Origin of the sequence: Microvirga sp. VF16 (genome assembly GCF_016864375.1) — a bacterium.
Lineage (GTDB): Bacteria > Pseudomonadota > Alphaproteobacteria > Rhizobiales > Beijerinckiaceae > Microvirga.
The window spans coordinates 403,684-422,557 of the sequence record NZ_CP069354.1 but is presented as its reverse complement, the minus strand read 5'-3'; the positions used below and the strand labels follow the sequence as shown (position 1 = coordinate 422,557).

Annotated in this window: 18 protein-coding genes and 1 tRNA gene; 4 read left to right on the top strand and 15 right to left on the bottom strand. The window is 63.8% G+C overall.

The window, feature by feature from the left end; all coding sequences use genetic code 11:
* Positions 1-20 precede the first annotated feature (20 nt).
* The 11 genes from JO965_RS02080 to sdhC all read right to left on the bottom strand — a co-directional run bounded on the left by JO965_RS02080 (position 21) and on the right by sdhC (position 12,568).
* Positions 21-2,981: a 2-oxoglutarate dehydrogenase E1 component gene (locus JO965_RS02080; protein WP_203442066.1), complete on the bottom strand. Its 2,961-nt coding sequence runs from the start codon at positions 2,979-2,981 to the stop codon at positions 21-23.
* A gap of 58 nt (positions 2,982-3,039) precedes the next feature.
* Positions 3,040-3,927 (bottom strand): succinate--CoA ligase subunit alpha, encoded by an 888-nt coding sequence (sucD, locus tag JO965_RS02075; RefSeq protein WP_203442065.1) that lies wholly within the window; start codon positions 3,925-3,927, stop codon positions 3,040-3,042.
* Positions 3,928-3,939: 12 nt separating this feature from the next.
* Positions 3,940-5,139 carry an ADP-forming succinate--CoA ligase subunit beta gene (gene sucC, locus JO965_RS02070; protein ID WP_203442064.1) on the bottom strand — a complete coding sequence of 400 codons (1,200 nt, stop codon included), beginning with the start codon at positions 5,137-5,139 and terminating at the stop codon, positions 3,940-3,942.
* Positions 5,140-5,240: 101 nt separating this feature from the next.
* On the bottom strand, positions 5,241-6,203 hold the full coding sequence (gene mdh / locus JO965_RS02065; protein ID WP_203442063.1) for a malate dehydrogenase: 963 nt from the start codon (positions 6,201-6,203) through the stop codon (positions 5,241-5,243).
* A gap of 225 nt (positions 6,204-6,428) precedes the next feature.
* Complete coding sequence (locus tag JO965_RS02060) at positions 6,429-7,058, bottom strand: TetR/AcrR family transcriptional regulator (RefSeq protein ID WP_203442062.1); 630 nt, start codon at positions 7,056-7,058, stop codon at positions 6,429-6,431.
* Entirely contained in the window at positions 7,055-8,248 is a 1,194-nt protein-coding gene (zapE, locus tag JO965_RS02055) for a cell division protein ZapE (protein ID WP_246776713.1), read from the bottom strand. The genes JO965_RS02060 and zapE overlap by 4 nt, the downstream gene beginning before the upstream one ends.
* 81 nt (positions 8,249-8,329) lie before the next feature.
* Positions 8,330-8,923: an AprI/Inh family metalloprotease inhibitor gene (locus tag JO965_RS02050; RefSeq protein ID WP_203442061.1), complete on the bottom strand. Its 594-nt coding sequence runs from the start codon at positions 8,921-8,923 to the stop codon at positions 8,330-8,332.
* 183 nt (positions 8,924-9,106) lie between these two features.
* On the bottom strand, positions 9,107-9,889 hold the full coding sequence (locus JO965_RS02045) for a succinate dehydrogenase iron-sulfur subunit (RefSeq protein WP_203442060.1): 783 nt from the start codon (positions 9,887-9,889) through the stop codon (positions 9,107-9,109).
* A 15-nt stretch (positions 9,890-9,904) separates the two neighbouring features.
* Positions 9,905-11,728 carry a succinate dehydrogenase flavoprotein subunit gene (gene sdhA / locus JO965_RS02040; RefSeq protein WP_203442059.1) on the bottom strand — a complete coding sequence of 608 codons (1,824 nt, stop codon included), beginning with the start codon at positions 11,726-11,728 and terminating at the stop codon, positions 9,905-9,907.
* 11 nt (positions 11,729-11,739) lie between these two features.
* Positions 11,740-12,159, bottom strand: coding sequence for a succinate dehydrogenase, hydrophobic membrane anchor protein (gene sdhD, locus JO965_RS02035; RefSeq protein ID WP_203442058.1), 420 nt, complete (start codon positions 12,157-12,159; stop codon positions 11,740-11,742).
* Between the two features lie 13 nt (positions 12,160-12,172).
* On the bottom strand, positions 12,173-12,568 hold the full coding sequence (gene sdhC / locus JO965_RS02030; protein WP_203442057.1) for a succinate dehydrogenase, cytochrome b556 subunit: 396 nt from the start codon (positions 12,566-12,568) through the stop codon (positions 12,173-12,175).
* A 204-nt stretch (positions 12,569-12,772) separates the two neighbouring features.
* Between sdhC and JO965_RS02025 the strand changes: the two genes are divergently transcribed.
* Positions 12,773-13,660: a LysR substrate-binding domain-containing protein gene (locus JO965_RS02025; protein ID WP_203442056.1), complete on the top strand. Its 888-nt coding sequence runs from the start codon at positions 12,773-12,775 to the stop codon at positions 13,658-13,660.
* A 140-nt stretch (positions 13,661-13,800) separates the two neighbouring features.
* Positions 13,801-14,466, top strand: a complete 666-nt coding sequence (locus JO965_RS02020) for a hypothetical protein (protein ID WP_203442055.1) — start codon at positions 13,801-13,803, stop codon at positions 14,464-14,466.
* Here the strand turns inward: JO965_RS02020 and folD are convergent, their stop codons facing one another.
* From folD to JO965_RS02005, 3 genes are read right to left on the bottom strand one after another with little or no spacing between them, the layout of a single operon-like run.
* Entirely contained in the window at positions 14,467-15,369 is a 903-nt protein-coding gene (gene folD / locus JO965_RS02015; RefSeq protein WP_203442054.1) for a bifunctional methylenetetrahydrofolate dehydrogenase/methenyltetrahydrofolate cyclohydrolase FolD, read from the bottom strand. It lies immediately after the preceding gene.
* Complete coding sequence (locus tag JO965_RS02010; RefSeq protein ID WP_203442053.1) at positions 15,366-15,683, bottom strand: DUF167 family protein; 318 nt, start codon at positions 15,681-15,683, stop codon at positions 15,366-15,368. Before JO965_RS02010 ends, folD begins: the two co-directional genes overlap by 4 nt.
* A 12-nt stretch (positions 15,684-15,695) precedes the next feature.
* Positions 15,696-15,986: a YggT family protein gene (locus JO965_RS02005; protein WP_203442052.1), complete on the bottom strand. Its 291-nt coding sequence runs from the start codon at positions 15,984-15,986 to the stop codon at positions 15,696-15,698.
* 182 nt (positions 15,987-16,168) lie between these two features.
* On the opposite strand from JO965_RS02005, the gene JO965_RS02000 reads away from it, so the two are divergent.
* Positions 16,169-16,244 (top strand) — tRNA-Ala (locus JO965_RS02000).
* Between the two features lie 22 nt (positions 16,245-16,266).
* Here the strand turns inward: JO965_RS02000 and JO965_RS01995 are convergent.
* Complete coding sequence (locus JO965_RS01995; RefSeq protein WP_203442051.1) at positions 16,267-17,139, bottom strand: MurR/RpiR family transcriptional regulator; 873 nt, start codon at positions 17,137-17,139, stop codon at positions 16,267-16,269.
* Positions 17,140-17,241: 102 nt separating this feature from the next.
* Here JO965_RS01995 and JO965_RS01990 point away from each other — a divergent pair, with 102 nt between their 5' ends.
* Positions 17,242-18,852, top strand: coding sequence for an ABC transporter substrate-binding protein (locus tag JO965_RS01990; protein WP_203442050.1), 1,611 nt, complete (start codon positions 17,242-17,244; stop codon positions 18,850-18,852).
* Positions 18,853-18,874: the final 22 nt, after the last annotated feature.

Below are 18,874 nucleotides of genomic sequence, written 5' to 3'. Positions count from 1 at the left end.
GGTGAGAGCCGTCGCGGTGTTTAAGCCGCGAAAGCCTCGTCGAGGAAAGCCTGCAATTGGGCCGTGTGCTTGGACATGAGGCCTGTGGCGGTGGCGGCGGAGGCGGGACGTCCCACATAGCGCGGACGATCCACCTTGGAGCCGGCCGTCTTGAGCACCCACTCGAGATAGGGCTCGACGAACATCCAGGAGCCCATGTTCTTGGGCTCTTCCTGGCACCACACCACGTCGGCCTTCTTGAAGCGGGAGAGCTCTGCAGCCACCGACTTCGCCGGGAATGGATAGAGCTGCTCGACGCGCAGCAGATAGACATCGTCGATGCCCCGCTTCTCGCGCTCTTCGAGCAGGTCGTAATAGACCTTGCCCGTGCAGATCACCACGCGCCGGATCTTGTCGTCCTTCACCAGCTTGAAATTCTCGCGCCCGGTCTGAGCGTCGTCCTGCAGCACGCGGTGGAAATGCGTTCCTTCCGCGATGTCGGCGATGGTGGACGTGCAGCGCTTGTGGCGCAGCAGGGACTTCGGCGTCATCAGGATCAGCGGCTTGCGGAAATCGCGCTTCAGCTGCCGGCGCAGGATGTGGAAGTAGTTCGACGGCGTCGAGCAGTACCCGACCTGCATGTTGTCCTCGGCGCACATCTGCAGCCAGCGCTCCAGACGGGCGGAGGAATGCTCCGGCCCCTGGCCCTCATAGCCGTGCGGCAGCAGGCAGACGAGGCCCGACATGCGCAGCCATTTGCGCTCGCCCGACGAGATGAACTGGTCGAACACCACCTGGGCGCCGTTGGCGAAATCGCCGAACTGCGCTTCCCACAGGGTCAGCGCGTTGGGCTCGGAGAGGGTGTAGCCGTATTCGAAGCCGAGCACCGCCTCTTCCGAGAGCATCGAGTTGATGACCTCGTAGCGGGCCTGGTTCTCGCTGATGTGGTTGAGGTTGGTGTAGCGCTCCTCGTTCTCCTGGTCGGTGAGAACCGTGTGGCGCTGCGAGAAGGTGCCGCGCTCCACGTCCTGGCCGGAGAGGCGCACGCGATGGCCTTCGAGCAGGAGCGAACCGAAGGCGAGCGCCTCGGCCATGGCCCAATCGATGCCCTCGCCGGTTTCCAGCATCTTCTTGCGATTGTCGAGGAAGCGCTGGATCGTGCGATGGAGGTGGAAGCCCTCCGGAATCGTGGTGAGCGCCTTGCCGATCTGCTGGATGGTCTCGACCGAGATGCCGGTCTGGCCGCGGCGCGGATCGTCCTGATCCTCGCGCACCGCCTTGAGGCCCGACCAGCGTCCGTCGAGCCAGTCGGCCTTGTTGGGCTTGTAGTTGGACGCGATGTCGAACTCGGCATCGAGCTTCGAGCGCCAGCTCGACTTCATCTCCTCGACCTCGGCCTCGGTGATGACGCCCTCAGCGATGAGCTTCTTGGAATAGAGCTCGACGATCGCCGGATGCGAGCGGATCTTGCGGTACATGAGCGGCTGGGTGAAGGCCGGCTCGTCGCCCTCGTTGTGACCGAAGCGGCGGTAGCAGAACATGTCGATGACGACGGGCTTCTGGAACCGCTGGCGGTACTCCGCTGCCACCTTCGCGGCGAACGTGACAGCCTCCGGATCGTCGCCGTTCACGTGGAAGATCGGCGCCTCGACCATCTTCGCCACATCCGACGGATAGGGCGAGGAGCGCGAGAAACGCGGATCGGTGGTGAAGCCGATCTGGTTGTTGATGATGAAGTGGATCGAGCCGCCGGTGCGGTGACCGCGCAGGCCCGACAAGCCCAGGCACTCCGCCACGACGCCCTGGCCCGCGAAGGCCGCGTCACCATGGATGAGGAGCGGCATCACGGCCGTGCGGTTGTCAGGCGAGCAGCCGTGCTGGTCCTGCTTGGCGCGGACCTTGCCGAGCACCACCGGATCGACGATCTCGAGGTGCGACGGATTCGCGGTGAGCGACAGGTGGACGTTGTTGCCGTCGAAATTGCGGTCGGAGGAAGCGCCGAGGTGATACTTCACGTCACCCGAGCCTTCCACGTCGTCCGGCGCGAAGGAACCGCCCTTGAATTCATGGAACAGTGCCCGGTGCGGCTTGCCCATCACCTGGGTCAGCACGTTGAGGCGACCGCGATGGGCCATGCCGAACACGATTTCCTTCACGCCGAGATTGCCACCGCGCTTGATGATCTGCTCGAGCGCCGGGATGAGCGACTCGCCGCCGTCGAGGCCGAAGCGCTTGGTGCCGGTATAGCGGACATCCAGGAACTTCTCGAAGCCTTCCGCCTCGACGAGCTTGTTGAGGATGGCGCGCTTGCCTTCCTTGGTGAAGGAGATTTCCTTATCCGGCCCTTCGATGCGCTCCTGAATCCAGGCCTTCTCGACCGGATCGGAGATGTGCATGAACTCGACGCCGAGTGTCTGGCAGTAGGTGCGCTCCAGGATGCCGACGATCTCGCGGACCGTGCCGAACTCGAGGCCGAGCACGTTGTCGAGGAAGATCTTGCGATCCCAGTCGGCTTCCGTGAAGCCGTAATGGGAGGGGTGCAGTTCCTGATCGTTCGGACGCGGATTGATCTCGAGCGGATCGAGCTTGGCATGCAGGTGGCCGCGCACGCGATAGGCGCGGATCAGCATGATGGCGCGAATGGAATCGCGTGTCGCCTGCTGCACGTCGATCTGGCTGATCTCGGCGCCCTTGGCTTCCGCCTTCGCCTTGATCTTGTCGCCGACAACCTTCTCGATCTGGGTCCAGTTGCCGTCGAGGGCGGAGATCAGCTCGCCATTGGCATGGATCGGCCAGTTCTGTTTTTCCCAGGACGGACCGTTGGCCGCCTTCTCGACAGCCTGCTTGTCGTCCTTCAACGCGCCGAAGAAAGCCTGCCACTCGGCATCGACCGAGGCGGGATCCTTCTCATAGCGGGCCTGGAGCTCCTCGATATAGGACGCATTCGCCCCGTAGAGGAAAGCGGTGTTCAGGAGGTTTTGGTTGGCGTCTTGGCGTGCCATGGCAATCTACAATCCAAAAAGCTGGTTGGCCGCCCCGTCGTCGGGGCGGCCTGACTTGTTACTTACCCTTGAGAACCTCGACGAGGGTCTTGCCGAGGCGCGCCGGCGACGGCGACACGCGGATGCCCGCGGCCTCCATGGCGGCGATCTTGTCCTCGGCACCGCCCTTGCCACCGGAGATGATGGCACCGGCATGGCCCATGCGGCGTCCGGGAGGAGCCGTGCGGCCGGCGATGAAGCCGACCATCGGCTTCTTGCGGCCCTTCTTGGCCTCGCGGGCGATGAACGCGGCCGCCTCTTCCTCGGCCGAGCCACCGATCTCGCCGATCATGACGATCGACTCGGTCTTGGGGTCGGAGAGGAACATGTCGAGCATCTCGATGAACTCGGTGCCCTTCACCGGGTCACCGCCGATGCCGACCGCCGTCGTCTGGCCGAGGCCTTCGTTGGTGGTCTGGAACACGGCCTCGTAGGTGAGCGTGCCGGAGCGCGACACGATGCCGACGGAGCCGGGCTTGAAGATGTTGGCCGGCATGATGCCGATCTTCGACTCGCCGGCGGTGACGATGCCCGGGCAGTTCGGGCCGACGAGGCGCGACTTGGAGCCTTCGAGCGCACGCTTCACGCGCACCATGTCGAGCACCGGGATGCCTTCGGTGATGCAGACGATGAGCGGGATCTCGGCCTGGATCGCCTCGCAGATGGCGTCCGCCGCGCCCGGCGGCGGAACATAGACGACGGAAGCATCGGCGCCGGTCTTCTCGCGCGCTTCCATGACCGTGTCGAACACGGGCAGGTTCAGGTGCGTCGAGCCGCCTTTGCCGGGCGAGGTGCCGCCGACCATCTTGGTGCCGTAGGCGATCGCCTGCTCGGAATGGAAGGTCCCGTTCTTGCCGGTGAAGCCCTGGCAGATGACCTTGGTGTCTTTGTTGATGAGGATGGACATCAGCTCGAAACCTTACTTTCCGCCGCGCACGGCGTTCACGATCTTCTGGGCGGCGTCGTCGAGGTCGTCCGCCGGGATCACGTTGAGGCCGGATTCACGGATGATCTGCTTGCCCTCTTCCACGTTGGTGCCTTCGAGGCGCACCACCAGCGGGACCTGCAGGCCGACCGCCTTCACGGCGGCGAGAACGCCGCGGGCGATGACGTCGCATTTCATGATGCCGCCGAAGATGTTGACGAGGATGCCCTTCACGTTCGGATCGGCGGTGATGATCTTGAACGCCGCCGTCACCTTCTCTTCCGACGCGCCGCCGCCGACATCGAGGAAGTTCGCCGGCTCTTCGCCGTAGAGCTTGATGATGTCGAGCGTCGCCATGGCGAGGCCGGCGCCGTTGACCATGCAGCCGATGGTGCCGTCGAGGGCGATATAGGCGAGGTCGAACTTGGAGGCTTCGATTTCCTTCTCGTCCTCTTCCGTGATGTCGCGTAAGCCAACCACGTCGGAGTGACGATAGAGAGCGTTGCCGTCGAAGGAGATCTTGGCGTCGAGGCATTTGAGGTGCTGATCCTTGGTGACGATCAGCGGGTTGATCTCCAGCATCTCCATGTCCTTCGCGGTGAAGGCCGTGTAGAGCTTGGTCACCAGATCCTCGGCTTCCTTGGCGAGCGCGCCCTTCAGGCCCAGCGCCTTGGCGACCGTGCGGCCGTGATGGGGCATGATGCCGGTGGCAGGGTCGACGGAGAAGGTGAGGATCTTCTCAGGAGTGTCATGCGCGACCTGCTCGATGTCCATGCCGCCTTCCGTCGAGACGACGAAGGCGACCTGGCCCGTGGCGCGGTCGACGAGCATGGAGAGATAGAGCTCGGTGTCGATGTCGGAGCCGTCTTCGATGTAAAGACGATTGACCTGCTTGCCGGCTTCGCCCGTCTGGATCGTCACCAGGGTGTTGCCGAGCATCTGCTTGGCGAACTCCTTGACCTCTTCCACCGACTTGGCGAGACGCACGCCGCCCTTCTCGCCGGCAGCGGCTTCCTTGAACTTGCCCTTGCCGCGGCCGCCCGCATGGATCTGGGACTTCACGACCCAGAGCGGACCGCCGAGTTCCTTGGCGGCGGCTTCCGCCTCGTCGGGCGAGAAGATGGCGATGCCGCGGGAGACAGGCAGGCCGAATTCCTTCAGGACCGCTTTGCCTTGATATTCATGGATGTTCATGTGCTCTTCTCTTTCGTCATCCCGGACGCCGTAGTCGATCCGGGATCGTTGACCGCGTCAAACTCGTCATGCGATCCCGGCTCTTCGGCCGGGATGACGCTTTACTTCAGAGCCGAGTTGATCTGCTTGCAAGCGTCGACGAGGCCCTGCACCGAAGCGACGGACTTCTCGAACATGGCCTTCTCGTCGGCGGAGAACTCGACCTCGACGATGCGCTCGACGCCGTTCTCGCCGATCACGATCGGAACGCCCACGAACATGTCCTTCACGCCGTACTGGCCGTTCAGGTAGGCCGCGCACGGCAGGACGCGCTTCTTGTCCTTGAGGTAGCTCTCGGCCATTGCAATCGCCGAAGCGGCGGGAGCGTAGAAGGCGGAGCCGGTCTTGAGCAGGTTGACGATCTCGCCGCCACCCTTGCGGGTGCGCTCGACCATGGCGTCGAGCTTCTCCTGGGAGGTCCAGCCCATCTTCACGAGGTCAGGGAGCGGAACGCCGGCAACCGTGGAGTAGCGCACCAGCGGCACCATGTCGTCGCCATGGCCGCCGAGCACGAAGGCGGTCACGTCCTCGACCGACACGTTGAACTCTTCGGCCAGGAAGTGACGGAAGCGGGCGCTATCCAGCACGCCGGCCATGCCGACGATCTTCTCAGGCTTCACGCCCGAGAACTTCTGGAGCGCCCACACCATGGCGTCGAGCGGGTTGGTGATGCAGATGACGAAGGCGTTCGGGGCATATTGCTTGATGCCGTTGCCGACCGCTTCCATGACCTTGAGGTTGATGCCGATGAGATCGTCGCGGCTCATGCCGGGCTTGCGCGGCACGCCGGCGGTGACGATGATCACGTCGGCGCCTTCGATGGCGGCGTAGTCGTTCGCACCCTTGTACTTGGCATCGAACCCGTCGACCGGCGCGGATTCGGCGATATCGAGACCTTTGCCCTGGGGAATGCCTTCCGCGATGTCGAAGAGAACGACGTCGCCGAGTTCCTTCAAGCCGACGAGATGGGCGAGTGTTCCGCCGATCTGGCCTGCACCGATGAGCGCGATCTTTTTCCGGGCCATGGTCTGTCCTTGGGTTTTTTGGCAGGAGCCTTTTTGAGGTGGCGCTGTTTGCCATGAGAGATGGGCCGCCATCAAGCGACCAAAAGGTTAACGGGCAACGCTTTGAGCCTTCGGAAAAGTCGCAACAAGCTTAACCGTTCAAAAATACTTTTTTATTACAGCAGCTTGACCGCCCCGAAGCCGCTCTAATTTTCTTGTTACATTTTTTGAAATTTGTAACTAACGTTACACGCTACCGTTCGCCAGGGCCCGCAGGACGACCCGGATCATGGTGGCGAGACGCTGATCCAGGATGTCCTGAGGGACATCTGCATCAAGGCGAACCGTCAACGGATTGATGAAGCGATAGACGGAATCCGTAATGAAGGCATGGGCCTTCTCCCGATCCCGGGGGTCGAACTTGCTCGTCGTGATCCCCTCGTCCAGCACCCGCTCGATCAGCAGGCGCATCCGGGCCCGGTGCTTGCGGATGAGAGGACGCGCCGTCTCGGTGGCCGTGCAATAGACGTCGAAGAGATGCCGGTCTTCCTTCAGGAGATCCCGGTGGAGGCGGGCCCAAGCCTGGATCAGGCGCTCCAGCTTGTCGTCGGCAGGATCGGGGGAATCCGCAACGTCGGCGATGGCGGCCTCCATCTCCCGCAGCCATTGCCCGGCCACCGCATCGATAAGAGCCGCCTTGTTGGCAAAGTAGCGATAGACATTGGCATGGGTCATGCCGGCGGCGTCGGCAATACCAACCACGGTGATGTGCTTGGGCCCGAATTCCTTGAGCTGGTCGGCGGCGATGGCGAGAAGCCTTGTATCGGCCGGAGCGGCCTCCGCGGCCCGCAACGATGCGCCAGCCGGCCGCTTCATGTCTCGGCAAGCCCCGTCGTGTCGCCGGAAGCTTCCGAATCCGAGCGGCCATGCGGCAGGGACAGGTATTCCTCCGACCGCATCTCGATGAGACGGGAGACGGTGCGGTCGAACTCGAAGGCCTCGCGGCCGGAATCCGCATGATAGAGCTCATGCACCTCGGCCTCTGCGGAGGCCAGGAGCTTTACGTGAGCGTCGTAGAGAGCATCGATGAGCAGAATGAAGCGCTTCGCCTCGTTGCGCCGCTCGAAGGACATTTTGGGGATGTTTTCGAGGACGACCGTGTGAAACTCCTCGGCGACGGTGAGGTAATCGGCGGCGCCCAGGGGCTTTGAGCAGAGATCCGAGAAGGAAAAACGCGCCACGCCACCCGCCGCCTGCGGCACCTCGACGGGATGTCCTTTGACGGTCAACGTCAATGGCCTTCCGCTCTCGCGGCCGGTCAGACTCTTGAAGGCGCGGGTCAGGCAAAGATGGGCGTGGTTGTCTGCGGGTGTGTAGAAGACGGGACTTCCGGCAAGCTTCTCAAGCCGGAAATCCGTGCGGGATTCGAGCTTCACCACCGCCATCCGCTCCTGCAGCAACCCGATGAAGGGCAGGAAGAGCGAGCGGTTGAGGCCGCCCTCGTAGAGCCGGTCGGGCTCTACGTTCGAAGTGGCAACCACCACGACTCCGCGAGCAAAGAGCGCCGTGAACAGGCGCCCGAGGATCATGGCGTCTGCGATGTCGGTAACGGTGAACTCGTCGAAGCAGAGCACCCAGGCCTCGTCGGCCAGCGCCTCCGCTACGGGACCGATGGGATCGTCACCGGTGACCTGACCGGCCTTCAATTTCTGGCGGTAGGCATGGATGCGCTCGTGCACGTCGGCCATGAAGGCATGGAAATGGACCCGGCGCTTTCGCCTCACGGTCAGCGCCTCGAAGAACAGGTCCATCAGCATGGTCTTGCCGCGCCCGACCGAACCCCAGACGTAAAGGCCCTTCGGCGTCTCGGCGCTCTTCTTGCCGAAGAGCCAGCCGAGCGCGCTGGGCTTACGGGCGAGGCGGTGATTGGCGAGGTTCTCGGCCAGTGCCTCGAGACGCTTGAGCAGCGCCACCTGCGCCGGATCGCGCTCGATGGCACCCGAAGCGACGAGAGCGTTGTAGCGGGCCGTGATGGAATGAGGCGAGGAGAAGGAGGTGTCGTTCACGGAATGATCGATACCTCTCTCAGGATGTCAGCGCAAACGTCTTCAGGCCGGTCCGGGCTGAAAATCCGCCAGCCCCTGGCCTCACCGCGAGAGAGTGACAGGCGCGCCGGATTTGGCGAGAACGCCGCTGAGCGACGAGGACGAGCCGCGCAGGCGCGCCGCCACCGAACCGCCTGTCTGGTAGAGATAGACCTCGCCGTCGCGGTAATCCCAGGCGTTGACCTTGGACAGATCCTGGTTCGAGCAGCCGGAGGCCGAAGCCCGGTAGAGATCGAGTGCGGGCGAGCTCGAGAGCTGGACCCGGCAGGAACCGCCGGACGTCTGGACGTTCCAGTTGCCGACCATGGCGGTGCGGCTCGACGGTGTCGGAGCGGGCGCGGGTGCCGTAGGTGCAGGCGACCCGAAGGTCGGCGGCGGAGGCGCGGGCGGCAGGCCGGCGATATCGGTGCCGCCGGGAGGAGCCATCGGATCGGGAACTGTCGGCGCGCCGGCGATCGGCGGCAGCGGCGACGCCTCGATGGGGCCGGACGGCACCGCCTCGACCGGCGGAGCCTCGGTGATCGGCGCCGCGGCTGCGCCACGGATCGGCGGTCCGCCGAGCCGGGTCGAGGAGCACGCGCCGAGCGCCAGGGCGGAGCACATCACAGCCATCGTCAGCCAAATCGGCTTCGTCATCTTGATCCTCGCATACGGGACCGTCCTTGGGACGGTTGATCACGCGGCCTAGGCTATAAGGAGGAATATGAACCCAGGCCAACATTGTTCCGGTTACGACATATGAGATCACAATTCACAAAAAAAGGCGCCTGTGGCGCCTTTTCACGAAGATGTTGCAAGGAAGCGTCACCGACGTAAACGTCACACGGCCCGCGCGATCATCATCTTCTTGATCTCGGCGATGGCTTTCGCCGGGTTGAGCCCCTTGGGGCAGGTGTTGGCGCAGTTCATGATCGTGTGGCAGCGATAGAGCCGGAACGGATCGTGCAGGTTGTCGAGGCGCTCGCCGGTGGCCTCGTCGCGGCTGTCGATGAGCCAGCGATAGGCCTGCAGAAGGGCCGCCGGGCCAAGGAACCGGTCGCCGTTCCACCAATAGCTCGGGCAGGAAGTGGTGCAGCAGGCGCAGAGGATGCATTCATAGAGCCCGTCGAGCTTCGAGCGCTCCTCCGGGGTCTGACGCCATTCCTTTTCGGGCGCCGGCGTTTCGGTCTGAAGCCAGGGCTCGATGGAAGCATGCTGGGCGAAGAAGCTCGTCAGATCCGGCACCAGATCCTTCAGCACCGGCATGTGCGGCAGCGGATAGATCTTGATCGAGTCCGAGGCGCAATCGTCGATGCCGAGCGTGCAGGCGAGCGTGTTGCCGCCCATGATATTCATGGCGCAGGAGCCGCAGATGCCCTCTCGGCAGGAGCGGCGGAAGACCAGCGTCGAGTCGACGTTGTTCTTGATCCACAACAGGGCGTCGAGAACCATCGGGCCGCAATCGTCGCGGTCGACATAATAGGTGTCGATGCGCGGGTTCTGCCCGTCATCCGGGTTCCAGCGATAGATGCGGAATTCCTGGACGTTGGAGGCACCCGCCGGCTTCGGCCAGGCCTTGCCTTCGGTGTAGCGGGAATTCTTGGGAAGTTGAAACTGGGCCATCGTTTTTCGTCTTCCTTAGTACACGCGAGCCTTCGGCTCGATGTACTGGATGTCGTTCGACATGGTGTAGGTGTGCACCGGGCGGGAATCGAGGGTCACCTTGTGGGAGGTGTCGTCGAGCCACGCGAGCGTGTGCTTCATCCAGTTCTTGTCGTCGCGCTCGGAGAAGTCCTCGCGGGCGTGCGCGCCGCGGGATTCCTGACGGTTCGCAGCACCCTCCATGGTGACGACGGCCTGCCCGATCAGGTTGTCGAACTCCAGCGTCTCGAGAAGGTCGGTGTTCCAGATCAGCGAGCGGTCCGTGACCTTGATGTCGGCGGCTGCGTTCCAGACATCGTGGATGAGCTTCACGCCCTCATCCAGCACCTCGCCGGTGCGGAACACCGCGCAGTTGTTCTGCATGGTCTTCTGCATCTGGAGGCGCAGGTCTGCGGTCGAGGTCGAGCCCTTGGCATAGCGGAACTTGTCGAGGCGCGAGAGCGCGAGCTCGTCGGCGTTCTTCGGCAGATCCGCATGACGGGCGTTCGGCTCCAGGATCTCGGCGCAGCGCAGGCCCGCCGCGCGGCCGAACACCACGAGGTCGATGAGCGAGTTCGAGCCGAGGCGGTTCGCGCCGTGCACGGACACGCAGGCCGCTTCGCCCAAGGCCATCAGGCCCGGCACCACGGTGTCGGGGTTGCCGTTTTTGAGCGTCAGCACTTCGCCGTGATAGTTCGTCGGGATGCCGCCCATGTTGTAGTGCACGGTCGGCAGGACCGGGATCGGCTCCTTCGTCACGTCGACACCCGCAAAGATCTTCGCACTTTCCGAGATGCCGGGCAGGCGCTCATGCAGGATCTTCGGGTCGAGGTGATCGAGGTGGAGATAGATGTGATCCTTGTTCTTGCCGACACCGCGGCCGGCGCGGATCTCCATGGTCATCGCGCGCGAGACCACGTCACGGGAGGCAAGGTCCTTGGCGGAAGGAGCATAGCGCTCCATGAAGCGCTCGCCTTCCGAGTTGGTGAGGTAGCCGCCCTCCCCGCGCGCGCCTTCGGTGATGAGGCAGCCCGAGCCGTAGATGCCGGTCGGGTGGAACTGCACGAACTCCATGTCCTGCAGCGGCAGGCCGGCGCGCAGCACCATGGCGTTGCCGTCGCCCGTGCAGGTATGGGCCGAGGTGGCGGAGAAATAGGCGCGTCCATAGCCGCCCGTGGCGAGGATCGTCATGTGGGCGCGGAAGCGGTGGATCTCACCGGTCGACTGGTTGAGCGCGACGACGCCGATGCAGCGGCCGTCGGAATCCATCATCAGGTCGAGGGCGAAATACTCGATGAAGAAGTTGGTCTGGTTGCGAACGGCCTGACCGTAGAGCGTGTGCAGGATCGCGTGGCCGGTGCGGTCGGCGGCCGCGCAGGTGCGCTGCGCGGTGCCCTTGCCGAACTCGGTCGTCATGCCGCCGAAGGGGCGCTGGTAGATCTTGCCCTCGGAGGTGCGCGAGAAGGGAACGCCCCAGTGCTCCAGCTCATAGACCGCGGCGGGCGCGTTGCGCACGAGATACTCGATGGCGTCCTGGTCGCCGAGCCAGTCCGAGCCCTTCACGGTGTCGTACATGTGCCAGCGCCAGTCGTCCGGCCCCATATTGCCGAGCGAGGCGGAGATGCCGCCCTGCGCGGCCACCGTGTGCGAGCGGGTCGGGAACACCTTGGTGATGCAGGCGGTGCGAAGGCCGGCCTGCGAGCAGCCGACCGTGGCGCGAAGACCCGCGCCGCCTGCACCCACGATCACCACGTCGAAGGTATGGTCGATGATGGTATAGGCCTTGCCGTTGACGGCGGCGCCGTTCGTTGCTTGAGCCATGAGAGAATTCCTTAAACGAGGATGCGGCCGAGGCTGACCTTGAGGATGGCGTAGAGGCAGGCCACCCCGATGATCACGGCGTAGAAATTGTTCGCGATGACGGCGACGATCTTCCAACCCTTCTCGTGGACGTAATCCTCGATGACGATCTGCATGCCGAGACGCATGTGGTTCGTGACCGAGATGACCGCGAGGATCAGGATGATCGCGATCAGCGGGTGCGAGATGACGGCGATCGCCTCCTGATAGGAGGGAGAGCCGGCCAGCGCCGCGATGATGATCACGAAGGCGATGACGAGCGGGACGTTCGACACCGCCGTGACGCGGTGGATCCACCAATGCTCGACGCCATGCCCGGAGGGGCCGAGGCCCTTCACGCGGGAGAGCGGGGTGCGCATGGAAACGCGGGTATCAGCCCTGTTGTCGGCCATGGGTCCTGCTCCTTTAGAAAGCGATGAAGGCGACGATCCAGATCGCCAGCGTGAGCGCGACCGAGCCGACGAGGGTGAAGCGGGCCATGTTGATGCGCTGCTCCGGCTCCATGCCGTAGCCGAAATCCCACACGAGGTGGCGCACGCCGCCCAGCATGTGGTGCATCAGAATCCAGGTATAGACGAAGAGGATCAGGTAGCCGAGGGGCGAGCCGAAGAACCATTGCACGGCGTCAAAGGCCGAAGGCCCGGAGGCCAGGGCCACGAGCCAGATGGCGAAAAGCGCGATGCCGCCATAGAGCGCAAGGCCTGTGAGACGGTGGGCGACGGACATCGCCATCGTCCAGCTCCACCGATAAATCTGAAGATGCGGGGACAGGGGCCTGGGGGCCACTTTCGCCTCTGCCATGGTATACACTCCTGGTCGGCGACGATCGGTCGCCCTTAGTTTGGAATGGCTCGTATCTGATGCGCGGCAACACCGCAATGTGTCTTCGGCCCAAGAAGGCTACATCAGGACACACTTCGTCAGCCGCGAAGATAGATCCAGGCTCGCTTACTGCACAATTTTTAATTATTCTTATCTACCTTCGCGAATGACGAAGGAAGCCTCATGCAATTCGATCTGACGGACTTGAGCCTCTTCCGGCATGTGGTCGAGGCCGGCAGTATCACCCATGGCGCCGAACGGGCCCATCTGGCGCTGGCGGCGGCAAGCACCCGCATCCGCAACATGGAAAAGTCTCTCGGCGCTCCCCTCCTCCTGCGCAACCGTCAGGGTGTCACCCCCACGCCCGCCGGCCGGACCCTGCTCCAGCATGCTCGTGCGCTGTTAGCCCAGGCCGAATGCCTGCGGGAAGACCTGGGCTCCTACACGGGCGGGCTCATCGGCCAAATCCGGATTCTCTCCAACACCAATGCGCTGACCGAGTTCCTGCCCGAGGCGCTCGGCGCCTTTCTCGCCGAGCACCCCCATGTCTCCATCGACTTGGAGGAGCGACTGAGCGACGAGATCGTGGGCCTGATCGCCGAAGGCGTCGGCGATCTCGGCATCGTGGCGGGCACGGTCGATACGGGCCGGCTCGAGACCTATCCCTTTCGCAGCGACCGCTTCGTCCTCGTGGTGCCGAAGGGCCATCCCCTCGCCTCCAAGGCGAGCATTCCCTTTGCGGAAGTGCTGGACCACAACTTCGTCGGGCTCGACCGCGCAAGCGCCCTCCAGCGCTTCCTTGCCGGCAAGGCGACGCGCATCGGAAAGCCCATCCGCCTGCGGGTGCAGCTGCGCAGCTTCGATGCCGTCTGCCGCATGGTGGAGGCCGGTGTCGGCCTCGGCATCGTGCCAGAGACTACGGCCCGCCGCGCCGCCCGCACCACGGCCATCATCCCGGTCGAACTGGAAGATGCCTGGGCCGCCCGCGACCTCACGCTCTGCATTCGATCATTAAAAGACCTGCCGCCGTCCGCACGCCAACTTGTGGAGCATTTGCGCAAAGAAGCGTGACGGATTGCTCTAGGAATTCACGCCTGCCCGCCTTCAAAACGCCGTGAGGATGGAATGATGATCCTTACGGGATTGTCTGTAGAGCCGTCCGCCTCGAACAAGGACGGCCTGACACCATCAAGGAGGAAGCAATGCGTGGAATGGAACGCCTATCGCTTATCGCCGCCATCGGCCTTGTGACCCTGGCGCCCATCGGCGCCGCCCAGGCGCAAAGTGTCCAGGAGACCACGTTCTTCGTCACCAGCGTCGGCTCCGGCAAGGGTGCGGATCTCGGCGGGCTCGAGGGCGCAGACCGGCATTGCCAGACTTTGGCCGAAGCCGCCGGCATTCGCGGCAAGATGTGGCGCGCCTATCTGTCGACTCAAGGCACGGGCGGCGGAACGGCCACCAATGCCAAGGACCGCATCGGGCGCGGCCCGTGGCAGAACGCCAAGGGTGCGGTCGTCGCGAAGGACGTGGCAGACCTGCACGGAGCCAGCAACAACCTCACCAAGCAGACGGCCCTCACCGAGAAGGGCGAGATAGTGAAGGGCGGCGGCGACCAGCCGAACCAGCACGACATCCTCACCGGCTCGCAGCCCGATGGCACCGCGTTCGCGGGCAATCAGGACATGACCTGCGGCAACTGGACGAAGAGCGGCACCGAGGGCGCGGCCATGATGGGCCACCATGACCGTAGGGGCCTGGACGAGTCGCCGCCGGCCAAGTCCTGGAACTCGTCGCACGCGAGCCGTGGCGGCTGCAGCCAGGACGCCCTGCGCGGCACCGGCGGCGCCGGCCTGTTCTACTGCTTCGCGGCGAACTGATTAGGCGGCGAAATCCACCGCCGGCATGGTGAAGCCGCGTCGCAGGCAGGCGGCCTCCAGCGTGTTGCGCAAAAGGCATGCGATGGTCATGGGGCCGACACCGCCCGGCACCGGCGTGATGGCGGAAGCGACTTCGGCCGCTTCCGCGTAAGCCACATCACCGACCACCTTGGTCTTGCCCTCGCCGGCGGCCGGGTTCGGCACCCGGTTGATGCCCACATCGATCACGATGGCGCCGGGCTTGACCCAATCGCCGCGCACCATCTCGGGCCGGCCAACGGCGGCGATGAGGAGGTCCGCACTGCGGCAGACTTGCGGAAGATCCTTCGTCTTCGAATGGGCCACCGTCACCGTGCAGCTCTGGGCGATGAGCAGCTGCGCCATGGGCTTGCCGACGATGTTGGAGCGCCCGACCACGACCGCGTTGAGGCCGGAGAGATCCCGCCGCACCGATTGCGCCAGCAGCAGGCAGCCCAAGGGCGTACAGGAGACGAGGCCGGGCACGCCGGTCATCAACCGGCCAGCATTGATGGGATGGAAGCCATCCACATCCTTCACCGGATCGATGGCCTCGATCACCTTCTGCGCATCGATCTGCTTCGGCAGCGGCAATTGCACGAGAATGCCGTCCACCGCCGGATCAGCATTGAGCTGCGCGACGAGATCGAGAAGCTCCACCTCGCTGGTGGAGGCGGGCAGCTTATGTTCGAAGGAGCGCATGCCGACCTCGACGGTCTGGCGCGCCTTGTTCTTCACATAAAGCTGGCTCGCCGGATCCTCACCGACGATGACCACCGCGAGGCCCGGCGTGACGCTCTGTCCCGACAGGGCCTTGACCGCATGGGCAATGCGCCCACGCAGGCCTTCGGCATAGGCTTTTCCGTCGATGATCGTGGCGCTCATGGCTCTGTCCGTCCTGTCAGTGCGGCGAGGGCAGCGGCAAGCTTTTGCCCCTCGCCGGAGATCGCAAAGGTTTTCAGCCGGGCGGTGGCGCCCGCCTCGAGGCTCACCGCCGAGGCGGGAACCTTGAGCGCCTTGGCGAGCAGGCGTCGGACACCCTCGTTGGCCGCCCCATCCTCCGGCACCGCCCTGACCCGGACTTTCAAGACCGGCCTGCCATCGGAGAGAGTCTCGATGCCGTCAATGGCATCCCGCCCGCCCCGGGGCGTCACGCGCACCCGGACCTCGAGGCCGTCCGGGCGGATGCTCCAGGGCAAATCCTCAGCCCCTTAAAACGCGATCGGCATCAAGTAGTCGACGATCAGGTTCTGAATGAAAATGATCAGCAGGATCAGGATGATGGGCGAAATATCGACGCCGCCGAGATTGGGCAGGAGCTTCCGGATCGGCCTCAAGGCCGGTTCCGTCACCGCATCCAGGAAATTCCAGATCGAGCGGACGAAATCGTTGCGGGTGTTGACCACATTGAAGGCCACCAGCCAGCTCAGAATCGCCGAGGCGACGATGAGATAGGTATAGAGCTGCAAAGCCAGCAGGATAACATTGAGGAGCGCGCGCATGAGGAACCTGTCAGGGATCGGCTTTGCTCATGTAACGATTGAAGCGAAGCTGAACAACCCATAACCGCCTCGGCGGGCTGCCACTTCCCCTCCGGATGCCGTTGCCAGCCTGTCGCCGGCCGATTGACAGACCAAAGCCGGGGAGCCTAAAACTTGCGCCACTTGGCTCGATTCAATCGACCGGGGCTGTAGCTCAGATGGGAGAGCGCTGCAATCGCACTGCAGAGGTCAGGGGTTCGAATCCCCTCAGCTCCACCAAGTCCCCATCCTCATCCGGTCGTCACTGATAAAACGTCCAGAGAAGGCTTTCGCTGAGTTCCTTCAGGGCCTCGACGGCTTCGGGCCGCTCGCGAGCGATGGCGGCGACGATGGCATCGGCGAGCGCGAAGGTCGCCGTCGGCGAATTCGGCAGCAGCCGGTTCCTCGCCGGGGCGAAGAAGGTGATGTCGGCGATGGGCACGAGCGGCGAACTTGGCGCATCCGTCAACGCCAGCACCGTTGCCCCGCGATTCTTGGCGAGTTTCGCCAGATCGACGGTGCCGCGCGAATAGCGCGGGAGAGAGATGGCCAGGACAAGATCGTCGGCCCCGACCGTCATCAGGTGCCGGATCGCTTTCTCGGGCCCGCCGCGTGACGACGCGAAAATCACGTTCGCATCGAGATAGAGCGTCAATCCCTCCTCGAGATGAGCCGCCACATGGTGGCTCGCTCCGGATCCGACGATGAAGATCCGGCGGGCGCGCAACAGGGCGTCCATGGCCCGGGAACAGGTCTCCTCATCAATGGCGGCAAGGGTCTCGTCCAAATTGGCCGCCTGATCCTTGATGGCCGTGACGAAGGTCGAGAATGCTGAGCTTTTCGTGCTGTGGGCATCGGCCAGGCTGTCGACGGGAGCCATGGCGAGCCGGAGCGCCGCGGAGAGCGCCGCCCGGAACTCGCCGTAACCGCCGTAACCGAGAGCGCGAACGAACCGGGTCACCGTCGCGGTGGAAGCGCCGCAGCGCTCGGCGAATCCCTCGATCGTCATCGTCGCCGTCTCAAGCGGGTTTTGCAGTACGAAATCCGCCGCACGCCGGTGGGCACCGCTGAGCGAGGGATAAACGTGCGCAATCCGGTTGGCCAGATCCGTCGTCGGCTTCAGGACTTGCGACATGGGCGCTCCCTGCTGATTGACGTCAGAAAATTTTCATGATTTCTAATTCGCGAAAATAAATCTGTCAAAAAGGCAGTAACAAGGGAACCGGAGAGAAATCCAATGCGCAATCCTGTCATATTCGCCTTAGTCGCCGGCACGTGCCTGCTCAACGCTCCTGCCTGGGCTCAGTCCCTCAAGATCGCCCTCAGCTCGGAGCCGACCGCAATCGACCCACACTATCACGATCTGTCGCCGAACAATGCCTTGGCTGCGCATATCTTCGACAGCCTGACCAAGCAGGACGAGAAGCAGAAGGTCCTGCCGAGCCTTGCGACGTCCTGGGAGAACGACGGCGAGAATCGTTGGACGTTCAAGCTCCGCCAAGGAGTGACGTTCTCCAATGGCAAGCCTTTCACCGCCGACGACGTGATCTTCAGTTTCTGCCGGACCCTGAAGAACGAGACGGCGATCGCAGGCTCCTTCGCCGACATCACGGGCAACTTCACGGCTGTCGAGGCGCCTGATCCGCATACCCTCGTCATCACCACGAAGGCGCCGGATCCGCTTTTGCCGAACTTCCTGTCCAGCATCGCCATCCTGAGCTCATCCATCATCCCGCATGACAAGCTGAGCTTCGATCCCGCCAAGAACTGCGGCGTCACCGGACCATGGCCGGTCGTCGGTGACTTCAACGACGGCAAACTCGCCATCGGCACCGGCCCGTACAAGTTCAAGAGCTATGTGAAGGGCACGGGCATCGAGCTCGAGCGCAACGAGAAGCACTGGGGCCCGGCCGAACCCTGGGCCAATGTCAGCTTCGTGCCGGTTCCGAATGCCGGTCCGCGCCTGGCAGGCCTGCTCGCCGGCGATTACGACGTGATCGAGAACCCGGCCGCGCGTGACATATCCCGCATCAAGGACGACAAGCGCTTCGGCCACGTGATCACTCCCTCGACACGCGTGATCTACTTCCAGCTCGATGTGGAGCGCGAACCGAGCCCCTTCGTGAAGGCCGATAACGGCAAGAACCCGCTGAAGGATCCGCGCGTGCGCAAGGCGATGTCGCTCGCCATCGACCGTGACGCCATCATCAAGCGTATCATGGACGGCGCTGCGGAGCCTGCCTATCAGTTCCTGCCCACCGGCATGTTCGGCGCGCTGCCCAATCCGCCGAAGCTTGCCTACGATCCGGCCGCGGCGAAGAAGCTCCTGGCAGAGGCCGGCTATCCCAACGGCTTCCTGATCACGCTCTCGACGACCAACGACCGTTACATCAACGACAGCCAGATCACGCAGGCCGTCGCACAATACCTGACTCAGGTCGGCATCCGCTCCGACGTGGACGCCATGGCCCGCGCCCTCTATTTCCCGCGCCGCGCCAAGAAGGAGTTCAGCGTGGCGATCGGCGGCTGGGGTTCCACGAGCGGCGAGGCTTCGTCCTTCCTGCGCCAGTGGCCCGCGACACCGGACGAGGCGAAGACCATCGGCGGCTCGAACTATGGCGGTTATTCGGATCCGGAATTCGACAAGCTGCTCCGCACGGCCATCGCCACCCTCGACGACGGCAAGCGCTCGGAGATTCTCCAGCAGGCCGGAACGAAGGTTCTCGAAGGCGGCGCGTTCATCCCGCTGCATTTCGAAAGCACCGTGTGGGCCTATAAGGCGAACCTGAAATATGTCGGCCGCGCGGACCAGTTCACGATGGCCATGCAGGTCAAGCCCGCGAAGTAAGCAAGCAATCAGCGAAATCGCG

Coding starts and splice junctions, on each gene's coding strand:
- JO965_RS02020 (WP_203442055.1), top strand. CDS start 13,801: ATGGAACGCCTATCGCTTATCGCCGCCATCGGCCTTGTGACCCTGGCG.
- JO965_RS01995 (WP_203442051.1), bottom strand. CDS start 17,139: ATGTCGCAAGTCCTGAAGCCGACGACGGATCTGGCCAACCGGATTGCG.
- folD (WP_203442054.1), bottom strand. CDS start 15,369: ATGAGCGCCACGATCATCGACGGAAAAGCCTATGCCGAAGGCCTGCGT.
- mdh (WP_203442063.1), bottom strand. CDS start 6,203: ATGGCCCGGAAAAAGATCGCGCTCATCGGTGCAGGCCAGATCGGCGGA.
- JO965_RS02025 (WP_203442056.1), top strand. CDS start 12,773: ATGCAATTCGATCTGACGGACTTGAGCCTCTTCCGGCATGTGGTCGAG.
- JO965_RS02060 (WP_203442062.1), bottom strand. CDS start 7,058: ATGAAGCGGCCGGCTGGCGCATCGTTGCGGGCCGCGGAGGCCGCTCCG.
- JO965_RS02005 (WP_203442052.1), bottom strand. CDS start 15,986: ATGCGCGCGCTCCTCAATGTTATCCTGCTGGCTTTGCAGCTCTATACC.
- sucC (WP_203442064.1), bottom strand. CDS start 5,139: ATGAACATCCATGAATATCAAGGCAAAGCGGTCCTGAAGGAATTCGGC.
- JO965_RS01990 (WP_203442050.1), top strand. CDS start 17,242: ATGCGCAATCCTGTCATATTCGCCTTAGTCGCCGGCACGTGCCTGCTC.
- JO965_RS02080 (WP_203442066.1), bottom strand. CDS start 2,981: ATGGCACGCCAAGACGCCAACCAAAACCTCCTGAACACCGCTTTCCTC.
- sucD (WP_203442065.1), bottom strand. CDS start 3,927: ATGTCCATCCTCATCAACAAAGACACCAAGGTCATCTGCCAGGGCTTC.
- JO965_RS02045 (WP_203442060.1), bottom strand. CDS start 9,889: ATGGCCCAGTTTCAACTTCCCAAGAATTCCCGCTACACCGAAGGCAAG.
- sdhA (WP_203442059.1), bottom strand. CDS start 11,728: ATGGCTCAAGCAACGAACGGCGCCGCCGTCAACGGCAAGGCCTATACC.
- sdhC (WP_203442057.1), bottom strand. CDS start 12,568: ATGGCAGAGGCGAAAGTGGCCCCCAGGCCCCTGTCCCCGCATCTTCAG.
- sdhD (WP_203442058.1), bottom strand. CDS start 12,159: ATGGCCGACAACAGGGCTGATACCCGCGTTTCCATGCGCACCCCGCTC.
- JO965_RS02050 (WP_203442061.1), bottom strand. CDS start 8,923: ATGACGAAGCCGATTTGGCTGACGATGGCTGTGATGTGCTCCGCCCTG.